Here is a 12,197-nt window from a genome sequence, read left to right on the forward strand (position 1 = left end):
CTACCCACCTCGCCGGCTGCCGTCCCCTAGGCGCCACCCGCCGGATGCACCCGACGCCAGTGCTCGGCGATATCGATGCGGCGCGCGACCCACACGTCGGCATGCGACTGGACGTGGTCGAGGAAGCGTTCCAGCGCGGCGAGGCGGGCCGGGCGGCCGACCAGACGGCAGTGCAGACCGATCGACAGCATCTTCGGACTGCCCTCCGCGCCTTCGCGATAGAGCACGTCGAAGGCGTCGCGGAGGTGGGCGAAGAATTGTTCGCCGCTGGGGAAACCCGCGGGTGAGGCGAAGCGCATGTCGTTGGTGTCGAGGGTGTACGGGACGACCAGATGGTTTCGGCCGTGCACGGTGACCCAGTACGGGAGATCATCGGCGTAGGAGTCGGAGTCGTAGACGAAACCGCCGTGCTCGACCACCAATTCCCTGGTGTGCGGGGAATCGCGGCCGGTGTACCAGCCGAGCGGGGCCGCGCCGGTGAGTTCGGTGAGGATGCGCACGGCCTCGGCCATATGTTCGCGCTCGGTGTCGCGGTCGGTGAGCTGGTAGGACTGCCAGCGCAGGCCGTGGCTGGCGATTTCGTGGCCGAGTTCCCGAAAGGCGGCCACCGCCTCCGGATTTCGCTGCATGGCGCGGGCGACGGCGAAGATGGTCAACGGTAGGTCGCGGCGTTCGAAGGCACGCAGGACCCGCCACAATCCCGCGCGGGAGCCGTATTCGTAGAGCGATTCCATGCTCATGTGACGATTCGGAAAGGCTTGCGCGGGAGTCATTTCCGAGAGAAACGTCTCCGAATGCGGATCGCCGTCGAGCACATTGTGCTCCGCGCCCTCTTCGTAATTGAGGACGAACTGGACCGCGATATTCGCGCCATCCGGCCACTGCGGATCCGGTGGTGTCGCACCGTAGCCGACGAAATCTCGTTCGCCCATACCGCTCAGCCCCCGAGTTCGCCGTAGAGGCGCAACCGCGCGAGTCCGCCGTCGGGGTAGATATCCAGGCGGACCTCCTCGACCGAGGCCGCCACCGGCGCGATCGCGAAACGGTGCCTGGTATCGGGCAGCAGTTCGGTGCGCGGGAGCAATTCGAGTTCGGTGCCGTCGGTGGTGCGGCCGGTGAGCCGGGCCGAACCGGGACTATTGCCGAGGAAGTACGACGTATCGATCTCGGCGAGGCGGATGAGGCCGGGTCCGGCCAGTCGGATGTGCACCCAGTCGTTGCTGTCGTCGCGGCGGCGGGCGGTTTCCCAGCCGTCGCCCATTTTTCGTGCCAGGCCGGGGTAGAGCAGCTGGTTGGGCGAACTGTAAAAGCGGTTGGAGCAGTCGAGGACCAGGGCGCCGTTTTCCAGTGCGGCCAGGTCCAGCGGGCCGAGCCCGAGCAGCTCGGGGTCGGGCCTGCCCTCACCGTGTACGCGCAGCCGGGCGATGCCGCCGTCCGGGTGCATGGTGAGTTTCACATGGGTCCAACGGTTTTCGTTCTCGATCGCGAACGGATTGCGGCTGTCGCCGGTTACCGGGGCGCGGTCGATCAGGGGCACCCAATCATCGCGCTCGGCAATGGCTTCCGCGGGCGGATAGCCGTCGATCTCCAGTGCGGAAACCGACACCGCGGGCGGATAGTTGCCCTTGAACCAGGCGGTATCCACCACGATGCCGCGGATCACGCCGGGCACGCCCAGCCGCACGATGGCCGAGTCGTCGCCGGGTCGGCCGCGGTGCCTGCGGGTTTCCCAGCCGTCATAGATCTGGCCCTTGTGCCCGAAGGTCGACGGTCGGTATTCCGACGGACCGGGATTGATCAAATTCTCCTTCTCCGCGAAGAATTCGTCGTTGGCCCAGATGACCGATCCACCGAGCGGCCGCAGCGCAAGATCGGGCAGCAGCGTGAAATCCGCGTTCAATACGCCTCCTGCATAGTCGTTCACAGCGTCTCCTGCGGAATCGGCACGCGCGCAACGAGCGCCCGCAGCACCTCGGGAGTCAGTACCGGCGCGAGCGCACGCAGTTCATCGGCGGTACGTGCGCCGCAGTTCACGCCACGTAAGACGGTGGCCGCCAAGGCTTCCGCGGTGGCGGGCTCGTCCATGACGCCGCCGGAGCGGCGGTCGAGATAGGCGACCAGACGGGGTACCGCGACGTCGATGGCGCGGCGGAAGAATTCGTAGGTGGCCAGCCAGCGGGTGATCAGGTGTCCCGGATGCATATCCCAGCCCTGGTAGTAACCGAGGCGCAGCGCCCGGCCGACGAGCCGATGATGGTTGCGCAGTGCGGATTCCGGATCGCGGTCCGGCACGATCTGGGTGGAGCCGTCACAGATCCACACCCCGGTTTGGGCAGCGGCCACCTGCATGACCGACTTCGCGTAGTCCGCAGCCGGATGGTCGAGCGCCTGATCGGGCGCGGCGATACCGCACGCGGCCGTGTAGTCATACGTGCCGAAATGCAAAGCACTGCAACGGCCTTCGGACACACTGAGCATTTTGGCGATCGGAGCGCTGCCGTCGGCGGCGATAATCGCCTGCGGGCTCTCGATCTGCAATTCGAATCGCAGGGTGCCCGCAGCGAGTCCGGATCCGCGCTCGAGTCCGTCACACAGGGCGACCAACGCCGAAGCCTGTTCCGCCGCACGGATCTTCGGGACCGTGAAGACGAACCCCGTCGGCACACCGCCCGCGGCATCCAGGACCAGCTCGAGGGTGCGCAGGGCGCGATTGCGTTCGGTGCCCGCCAGACCCTTCATCCGGATGCCGAGGCTGGTCGGCCCACCGGGTTGCTTCGCCCACTCGGCGAGTGCCGCGCCCGCATTGGTGGCGGCCTCGTCCTCCTCGGCGTCGGCGCGGAAGCCGTAACCGTCTTCGAAGTCGATGCGTAGATCCTGGATCGGCCGCCGCACGAGTTGGCTGCGCACGGCGGGCAGCGCGGCGGTGCCGTCGATTCCGGCGAGCAGGTCGTGGTGGCGATCGAGCAGCTCGATCGCCGTCGCACCCCATTCGGCGGGGGTCGCGGCAGTGGCCCGGTCGGCCGGGACGTAGGCCGTGTGGATCGGCTGGACCCGACCGTCGGAGCCCGGGTACCGGGTCCGCAACTCGGCGTCGACCGTGTCGAGCATCGCGTCGATGCGAGCGCGGACATTCTCGGGTAGCCGAGTTCCGCTCCCCGGCCCTCCGTGGTTACGCACGCTGCCTCCTCCGGGCCTGACGCTCACGTCGCTGGGTGCTCACCCCTGGTCTCCTTCCTGAAGGGCGCGCCAGATCCGGTCCGCTGTCATCGGCAAACCGGTCTGTCGTACTCCGACAGCATCGCGGATGGCGTTCGCCAATGCAGGAGCGACCGGGTTGTATGGGGATTCACTCATCGACTTGGCGCCCAGCGGGCCCAGGTCATCGGCGGTTTCGGCGAAGTAGACCTCGGTGTGCGGCAAATCGGCGAACTGCGGGATGTGATAGTGCCGCAGCGTCCGTGTGGTTACCTCGCCTTGCGCGGAGCGCATGTCCTCGTAGAGCGCGGTGCCGATGGCCTGTGCGACGCCGCCGACCACCTGACCGCGGCACTGCACCGGGTTGAGCACCGTGCCCGCGTCGGCGGCCTGGACCGATTGCAGGATGCGCACCAACCCGGTATCGGGCTGCACGGCGACCCGGAACGCCTGCACATTGAAGCTGACCGAGCGCGGGCTGCCCGCGTGTTCGCCGTGTCCGGACAACTCGCCGTCGGCCAGGAGTTCGGTGGCGCCGATCAACCGATCGCCGCAGCGGACGCCATCGGCCACCAGGACGCACTCCGCTTCGACGCGACCGGTCAGCTTGGCGGCCCGTACCAGAATGTGCTCACGCAGTGCCACGGCCGCGGCGTAGGAGGCCTTGCCCGCGACGGTGATGCCGGTGGACCCGAAGGCGCCGGTGTCGTAGCCGACGACGTCGGTATCCGATTGGCGGATCACTATGCGGCGCACGTCGGTGTTCAGTGCCGTCGCAGCGAGCTGGGCGTGCACAGTTGTGGTGCCATTGCCGAATTCGACTGTGCCGACGCGGAGTTCGTAGCGGCCGTCGGGGAGCAGGGTGACGGTCGCCTCGGAGCGGTGGCCGCGCGGTGGGATGGTGGCAATCATGGCCAGCGCCATCCCGGTGCCCACCCGCCAGTCCGGGCCAGGGGCGCGAATCCCGTTGCCGCGCAGTAAGGCTCGTTCGGCGAGATCGAGACATTGATCGAGGCCGTAGCTGCCGAAGTCCAGATCGCTGTCACCCACTTCCGCGCCGACGAACGCGTCGCCGGGGACGATGACATTGCGGCGGCGGAATTCGAACGGGTCGATATCGAGTGCGCGCGCCAGTTCATCCATGGCCGACTCGACGCCGAAGATGATCTGTCCGAGACCGTAGCCGCGGAATGCGCCCGAGGGAACATTGTTGGTGTAGACCGTCTTCGCCTCGACGCGCTTATTGGCGCAGCGATAGACCTCGATGGATTCGCCGACGCCGTGGAACAGCACGCCGACACTGTGATTGCCATAGGCCCCGGCATCGGCGAGCACATCGATCGAAAGTGCGGTCAGTAGGCCGTCGGCATTCGCGCCCGCGGTGACCGCGACCCGCATCGGATGACGGCAAGTGGCACTGGTGAATTCGTCGGAGCGGGTGAATTCGTATTGCACGGGTCGGCCGGTGCGCAGTACTGCCAGTGCTATCAGATCCTCGGCCAGCATTTCCTGTTTGGCGCCGAATCCGCCGCCGACGCGCTTGGCGAATACGCGCACCCGGTCACGCGGTAGCCCGAATATCTGGCACAGTTCGTCGCGCACCAGGAACGGGACCTGCGTGCTGCAGCGGACGACCAGTCTGCCGTCGGCGTCCAACCAGCCGATACCGCCGTGGGTTTCCAGATGTACGTGCTGGCCGCGGGGTGAATGCCAGACGCCACGGACCACCTGCGCCGCCACGGCGAGGCCCGCCGAAACGTCGCCGACCTCGCCGTTGATCTCGGCGATCAGATTGCGTTCGGTATCGGCGATGCGAGCCGAATCCGGCTTATCGCCATGCAGTTTCGGCGCTTCCGGCAGCAATGCCTGGGCCGGATCGAATACCGCAGGCAGGATGTCGTACTCGACCTGAATCGCCCGACAACCTGCGCGAGCGATATCCAGGCTCTCCGCCACTACGGCGGCGACCCGCTGTCCGACGAATCGCACCGTGCGATCGAGCACGTAGGTGTCATCTGGGTCGTCGACTCGGAGTTCGTGGCGCGCTGTGGAAAAGGCGAGCGCAGGCGCGTCTGCGTAGGTGAGCACTGCGTGCACGCCCGGAAGTGCCTCGGCCGCGGCGGTCTCGATGGAGACGATCCGCGCGTGCGGGTGCGGGCTCGGCAGGACCGCGATATGTAGTGGGGCCGTGGGTGGTGCCGCGGCGGCGTCCACATCGGCGGCGGCGTCACGAGGCAGGATGTCGAAGGTGAATGGCTCTGTGCCCGTGACGATCCGGGGTCCGGCGGGCGCACCGACGCCGCTGCCCGCTCGTCCGCAGGCGGCGTCGTCCGCCGGTGCGGGCCGGGTACCTGAAGCGGGTACCGAGTCGGGGGCGACGCCAGTGCCCGCAGCAGGGTGAGAACCGGGCACCGCGCCGATGGCATCGGCGATCACGCGATACCCCGTGCAGCGGCAGAGGTTTCCCTTCATGAGCTCCGGTAGCTGCTCGGGATCCGGGGCGGTCGGACCGCCGCAGCCGAGGCCCGCGGCGGTGACCACCATGCCCGCGGTGCAGAAACCACATTGGAAGGCGGCAGAGTCGACGAAACGTTGCTGGACGGGGTGTGGGTGGTCGGGGGTACCGAGGCCGGAGGCGGTGGTTATGGTGCGGTCGGCGGCACGATAGGCGGGAATGATGCACGAGTGCACGGGCACACCGTCGAGCTGCACGGTGCACGCACCGCAATCGCCCGCATCGCAACCTTTCTTCACCGCGAAATGACCGTGTTCGCGCAATAACGTACGCAGGCATTGGCCCGGACGCGGTTCGGCCTGCACCGACTGACCGTCGACCTCGAATCTCATTGCCCGTCACCGACTTCGGTACGTAGCTCGGCGGCAACCGCACCGGCCAGCACACCGGAGATATGGCGACGCCAGTCCGGTGCTCCGTGCGGATCGTCGAACCAGAGCGTCGGGTCGATGGCCGCCACCGCACCCCGCACCTCGGCAGCACCGGGCGTCCCATCGAAATCCAGCACTATCGGCCGGGTCGTCGCCGCGGTTATGGTCAGCGCGCAGCGGCCGTCCACCTCGCGTCGGCCCATCACAACCGCACCGGAACGACCGAGCGGAGCCAGCGCGATCTTCCGGAATGCGGTGCGCGCGTGCAGACTTCGAACCGGAACGGTAATCGATCGCAACACTTCACCCGAGGTGAGCACATTACGTCCCGGCCCGAGTACGAACTCCCGCAAGGGAATCCGCCGGTCGGAACCATCCGGCGACCACACCAGCGCGACACCGTCCAACGCCACCAACGCCCCCAACATCGCCCCGGCGGGCAACGACAGGCACACATTCCCACCCACCGTCGCCGTCCGCCATATCTTGTGCGACGCCACCAACGCCCGACACGCCTGCGCGAACAACGCCGTCCCCGGCCACTCCGCCCGCAACACCTCCACCCCCAGTTCCTGCCCGACCTCAGCCCCCGCCAACTCCGCCAACGTGCAGGTGGCCGCAATCTCCAACCCCTCCCCCGTTGCCGTCAACGCGGCCCACCCGAGCCCCGTGATGTCGACCAGCCGTTCCAACCCCTCCTGCGGCTCGGAAAACAAGAACGTCCCCCCAGCGAGCACCCCGCAACCCCCACCCACAAGAGCCAGGTCGGCCCGCCCCCGAGCCATAACCACATCCCGAATCGTGTCCAGATCCACACCACACCTCGCTCCACTGTCCCTGCCGCCAACCCTAGGAGCCGAGCGTTGCGCCGATATTTCACAACGCCCACCGCAGATTGCGCGGCGGTAACCACACCGGATATCTCCATCCTCGCTCGAGAACTATGCGCAGGTCAGCGGTGCTCCGGCCGAACCGTCTCAGATATGTCGCCGCCGATACCGGAGATACCGATCCGGCGCAGCGGCTCTGGGCTCGCGCACTCGAACTCTGTGACCAGATCAGCGCACGCCCCGTCGACGACGTCCGCCCCGAGGCCACTCGACACGGGTGTGATTGATCACCGCAATGCTTGATATGTCGGGATTTGGCACTATCTTCGAGCCGCGCGGCTCAGCGCTTCGGTCGCCGTGGTCGTGTCATCTTTCGCATTGCTGACTACACCCTCAGTCGGAAGGTTCCGGCCATTAACCAGCACATGGTGCCCGAGGTCAACGCCGATCTCGAGTCCTTCCCATCCCGCACCCCGAACGGGGCTGCCTTCTGGCGCCTCGCCGCCGCAGATTTCGGGCTGTCCGCCGAGGAACGGTCGGTGCTGAAGTGCACGTTCCATGATTCGACCGAGCTGGATAAATGGCTACCGTCCGGCAAGACCTATCGACAACGGGCCTACGGCTGCTACGGGCTTTCGGTAGCCGATATGCATTTCACCCCCATCGACGAACCGCCGCCGTATATGCAATCGGTCGCCGTCAATCCACTGGTCGGTGGTATCGAGCGCAGGTTCAAACAGATCGAGCCGCGGCATCCGGCGACCGAGCCCACCAGGAAGATCGCGGCCGTCGTTGCCCGCTCGCTGGTGGCGGCCGGTGTCCTGTCGGCGCGACGCACCCCCGAGGTGCTCGTCGACGCCCACTACATGGCCATCACCGCACCGGGTGAACCAGCGCCGGAGGGTAAGCACCGCGACGGGCTGATCGCCGGATCGGCACATTTGATCGAGCGCCGAAACCTGGCGAAGGGCACCGGCATCTCGTCCATTTACGACGGCGCCGAACCGGAGGTCGAGCTGGCGTCATTCGAACTGATGCGGCCGCTCGACTCCTATGTCTTCGACGATGAGCGTGTCCAGCACTTCACCGACGAGATCCGGCGCAGGATCCCTTTCGTGAAGGCGTATCGAAATGTGCTGCTGCTCGGATTCAGAAGGTGTGACTGACTCGATCGAAAAGATGATCGGCGACCTGGACCGACTGCTCCCGGAGGACGAGCTCGTGGTCATCGCCACCGAACTCACCGCCATCCCCTCCTTCACCGGACAGGAGACGCCGTTGGCGCTCCAGGTCCAGAAAACCCTCGCCGACAACGGTATTCATACCTTCGGACAGCAGGTGCAGCCCGGTCGATTCCAGATGATCGGTCTGCTCGGCCCGTTGCATGGAACACCCGCGCTCATGCTGAACGGACACCTGGATATGGATCCGCTGGGCCGCGACCACCCGGAGGATCCGTTCACCGCGCGACGAATCGACGACCAACTGTTCGGGGCCGGCCTACACAATATGAAAAGCGGCCTCGCCGCCATGATCGGCGCGGCAATCGCCGTGCACCGCAGCGGAATCCCGCTCCGGCAGGGTTTGCTGCTGGAGTTCGTGGTGGGCGAACTTCAGGGCGGGGTCGGCACGAAGCATGCGCTGCGCTCCGGGCTCACAGCAGCAGCTGCCGTTGTGCCCGAACCCTATTCGGTCCGTCGCGTCATCACCCGGACGGCGGGCGTCCACAAATTCGCCCTGGTAGTTCGCGGCCGCAGTGCCCATACAAGCAGGCCGGACGAAGGTGTCGACGCTATTGCGGTGCTGCGGCAGGTACTCGACCTGCTCGACGCGGCCGACATCGGACTGCACAATCCGGACTTTCCACCATTGCCTCGCATGCAGGTCGCGAGCCTGCTGGCGGGACGTGGTGAGGGACATGATCTTTCGGGCATCTCCTACTGCGCCGACAAAGCGACTGCCCTTATCGACCTACGCTACCCACCGCCCTATGAGCCCGAGGACGTCCACGCGGCCATCGACGCCGCACTCGACCGCCTCCGCCCGCGGTTTCCGGCGGCCACGATCGACCTGGAACATCCGGTCGACCCGCAGTTCCGGGTCAGCGGGACGGATATGCCGCCGATGGACATGTCCCCCGACTGCGCTGTCGTTCGCGACATCGCCGAACTACTCCCCCTGGTCTCGGATTTCGACGTCGAGGAGACCGGGCTCGCGCTGCCGTATTCGTACTGCGGCAACGACACCACCCATCTCAGCCGAGCGGGCATCGAATGCTGTCTGTTCGGACCGCGTGGAACCACGCCGGACACCGAACATCACGTGCTGATCAGCGAAATGACCGCCTGCGCCCGCACGCTCGCCGCGCTCGCGATTCGGCGCTGCGCATAACGCAGGTCAATCGCTGCGCATCCGGATTTCGGAGGTGATCTGTTCACCGTGCCGCACACCGGTGCTCGCATAGAGTTCGAGCGCCTGGGAGAGCAGTTGTTCGGCACGCTCGGCCCGGCCGGTCTTGACCGCGACCGTGGCCAGGCCACGCAGTGCATCGGCGCGCCCCAGCGGATCACCGATCCGTTCGGCGATCCGCTGGGAGCCCTCGTAATACCTTTGTGCGCCCCGGTATTCGCCGAAATGCCGCTCGATATGCCCGAGGCCACGCAGCGTATCCACCTGGCTGAACCGATCGTCGATCTCGACCGCGATGTCGTATGCCTGCTGGAACATGCTGCGAGCCTTCTCGTAGTCACCGGTCTTGCGCGCGATATTGCCGAGGCCCCACAATGTCCACCCTTCGCCGTACCTGTCGTGGATGCGTCGGGCGATCGCCAATGCGTCATCGAAGTACCCGCGGGCTGTTTCCTGCTCCCCGACCAGCCTTTCGATATGACCGAGCCCACGTAGCGCGTCGCCGGCCAACCTCCGGTGGTTCATGTTCTGTGCGATGCGCAAGGCCTCGCCGTAAAGATGCCTGGCCTCGGCCTGTTCGCCCAGTCGCCGGATGACCTCGGCCAGACCCCATTGCGCGGTGGCCACCCGGATCGGGTCGCCGATTTCGCCCGCGATGGCGAGGGCCTCCTCCGAGTAGCTGCGGCCGGTCCGATAGTCCGAAGCAACCCAGGCCACATGTGCAAGCCCTTGTAGAGCGTCGCATTCGGTCGGCTGATTGGCGATAGACCTGGCCATTTTCAAGGCCTGACCGAAGTAGTCCCGTGCCTCCGCGTGATCGCCGGTGCTCCGTGCGGTTTGGCCGAGCTCACACAGGATGGCGGCCTCGGTATTCTGATCCGCCAGCTCGAGTGCGATGGCCCTGGCCTGCTCGAACGCCGCCCCCGCCGCCTCGTGGTGACCCATGAGGCGGTCGACGCGGCCGCGGCCGACCAAAGCCCAGGATTCGGCGCGGCGGTCATGGACTCGGCCCGCTATGTCGAGGGCGCGGCCGAAGAGGCGGTGTGCCAGGGACCAGTGGCCGGTTCCGGAGAGGTGGGAGGCCAGGCGGCGGGCCAATTCGGCTGCGTCTCTTGTCGGTTCGGCCGCCTGTACGCAGCCCTGCAGCATTTCGCGTTCGCGGGTCAGCCATTCGCGCGCTTGGGTCGCGTCATCGGAGGGGTTCCAGAGGTGTTCGCTGCCTGCGGGATCGAAGATCTGGTGGGTGCTCGCCTGGCGCGCGACGGCGAGGCTCTCGCCGACGAGGCGATCGATGACGGCGGCGTGTTCGGCGGGTGATTCCTCGCGTTCGGCGTGCATGCGGGCGCACCATCGGGTGAGGTCGTGCATTCGGTAGCGGTGGCCACCTGGACCGCCGGAAGACGGGTCGAGGAACCCGGCCTCGAATAGCCTGCGCACCATCATCATTCCGTCACCGAGCGGTACCGAGGCCATCGTCGCCATGGCCTCCGCGGTGATCTCGGGGCCCGGAAACCAACCCAGAAGGCGAACCGCCCGTTGATGTTTCGGATCTTGCAGGCGTTCATAGGACATCTCGAAGGCGGCACGCAGCGATTCGTCTTCCGCGGCGAACTGATCGAAGAGGTGTTCGGCGGCCGAGTCGGGCGCGCGGCGATCCACCGACGCCTCCTTGATCCGCGCCGTCAAACTGGCGATATCGGCCGCGCTGTCGGCGAGCATCTCCTCGCCGTGATGGGCGATCTGGCCGCCGATCAGCCTGATGGCCAACGGAAGTCGGCCCGCCGTCTCCAGGATCAGGCGCACCGCGCGCTTGTCGTAGCCGGTGCGGAGATTGCCGAGTTTGACGAGCAGTTCCTCGGCCTCCTCCCACTCCATGACCTCGAGCCGCAGCGGTCGGGCACCGGCCAGACCGGTGAGTTTGCTGCGGCTGGTGATCAGGACGAAACAGCCGGGGGCTTGTGGCAGTAGGTCTTTCACCTGCGCGGTGTCCAGGACATTGTCGAAGACGATGAGCATGCGTCGATCGCTCATGGTGGTGCGCCAGCGGTTCGCCCGCCCGGCCAGGTCCATTTCGATGGTTTCGCGGGCGACCCCGACCTGCAGCAGCAACTGCTCGAGTACATCGATGGGTTCGCGCGGGTCGCGGCCGAGGGTGTAGCCGTGCAGGTCGACCCAGATCGTGCCGTCCGGGTAGTGCCTGCCGAAGGCCGCGACGGCGTAGCGTGCCAAAGCGGTCTTGCCGATGCCGGTCAGCCCGACGATCACATGCACCGCGACCGCACCGCTGCGCAGGTGTTCGGTTACGCGGTCACGCAATTGGGCCTTCGGCCCGTCGCGGCCGGTGAAGTGCGGGACCTCGGCGGGCAGGTCACCGCCGGCGGGCACCGGCATTCGGCCGATGGCACGCCGGGCCACCGCCTCGTGGTACTCCAGCCGTTCGTGTTCCGGCATATGCGCCAGGTCGGCGACATCGACGAGTTGGTCCCAGGTGGTGCCGTAGATGATGGCAAGGTTCTTGAGGACGCGGACCGTCGGCCGCACACCGGAAGGACGCTCTGGTTCGTCATCGAGAACCACGCCGTCGCGGCTGAACGGCCACGCCTCGTATTCGGAGATCCGGCTGGCCCTCATGGCCGCGGTGGCGCTGTCGGTGAGCTCGTTGTAGCGCTCGGCGACCACACCCTGGGTCATTTCGTTGGCGTAGCGCCAGGCGGCGCGCGGTCGGTACCCGCGCTGACGCAGTTCGGCGGCAAGGGGTTCCAGCAATTGCTGATCGGTCAATCCGAGATCGGCCAGGCGCTCGCGTAGGCGTCGTCGATCCTCGGCACTGACATTGCCTCCGGAACGTCGGCGGGCCTGGCGACCTGCTCGATCCAT

At 66.7% G+C, this 12,197-nt stretch carries 8 protein-coding genes; 2 read left to right on the forward strand and 6 right to left on the reverse strand.

All coding sequences use genetic code 11. The features are described from left to right. Positions 1-26: 26 nt before the first annotated feature. The 5 genes from puuE to ON44_RS30625 all read right to left on the reverse strand — a co-directional run bounded on the left by puuE (position 27) and on the right by ON44_RS30625 (position 6,896). A complete protein-coding gene (gene puuE, locus ON44_RS30605; RefSeq protein WP_040696396.1) occupies positions 27-932 on the reverse strand; it encodes an allantoinase PuuE in 906 nt (301 codons plus the stop codon). A 5-nt stretch (positions 933-937) separates the two neighbouring features. Continuing rightward, a complete protein-coding gene (alc, locus tag ON44_RS30610; RefSeq protein ID WP_051182615.1) occupies positions 938-1,924 on the reverse strand; it encodes an allantoicase in 987 nt (328 codons plus the stop codon). Further along, positions 1,921-3,108: a DUF6986 family protein gene (locus ON44_RS30615; RefSeq protein ID WP_051182616.1), complete on the reverse strand. Its 1,188-nt coding sequence runs from the start codon at positions 3,106-3,108 to the stop codon at positions 1,921-1,923. The genes alc and ON44_RS30615 overlap by 4 nt, the downstream gene beginning before the upstream one ends. Positions 3,109-3,216: 108 nt before the next feature. Then, positions 3,217-6,042: a molybdopterin-dependent oxidoreductase gene (locus ON44_RS30620; protein WP_040696400.1), complete on the reverse strand. Its 2,826-nt coding sequence runs from the start codon at positions 6,040-6,042 to the stop codon at positions 3,217-3,219. After that, entirely contained in the window at positions 6,039-6,896 is an 858-nt protein-coding gene (locus ON44_RS30625; protein ID WP_040696403.1) for an FAD binding domain-containing protein, read from the reverse strand. The genes ON44_RS30620 and ON44_RS30625 overlap by 4 nt, the downstream gene beginning before the upstream one ends. A gap of 440 nt (positions 6,897-7,336) precedes the next feature. On the opposite strand from ON44_RS30625, the gene ON44_RS30630 reads away from it, so the two are divergent. Then, on the forward strand, positions 7,337-8,077 hold the full coding sequence (locus tag ON44_RS30630; RefSeq protein ID WP_040696404.1) for a 2OG-Fe dioxygenase family protein: 741 nt from the start codon (positions 7,337-7,339) through the stop codon (positions 8,075-8,077). After that, a complete protein-coding gene (locus tag ON44_RS30635) occupies positions 8,070-9,302 on the forward strand; it encodes a M20 family metallopeptidase (RefSeq protein ID WP_040696406.1) in 1,233 nt (410 codons plus the stop codon). Before ON44_RS30630 ends, ON44_RS30635 begins: the two co-directional genes overlap by 8 nt. 6 nt (positions 9,303-9,308) lie before the next feature. Here the strand turns inward: ON44_RS30635 and ON44_RS30640 are convergent, their stop codons facing one another. Beyond that, positions 9,309-12,197 (reverse strand): tetratricopeptide repeat protein, encoded by a 2,889-nt coding sequence (locus ON44_RS30640; protein WP_040696408.1) that lies wholly within the window; start codon positions 12,195-12,197, stop codon positions 9,309-9,311.

It is taken from the genome of Nocardia vinacea NBRC 16497, assembly GCF_000308835.1.
GTDB classification, from domain to species: Bacteria; Actinomycetota; Actinomycetes; order Mycobacteriales; family Mycobacteriaceae; genus Nocardia; species Nocardia vinacea.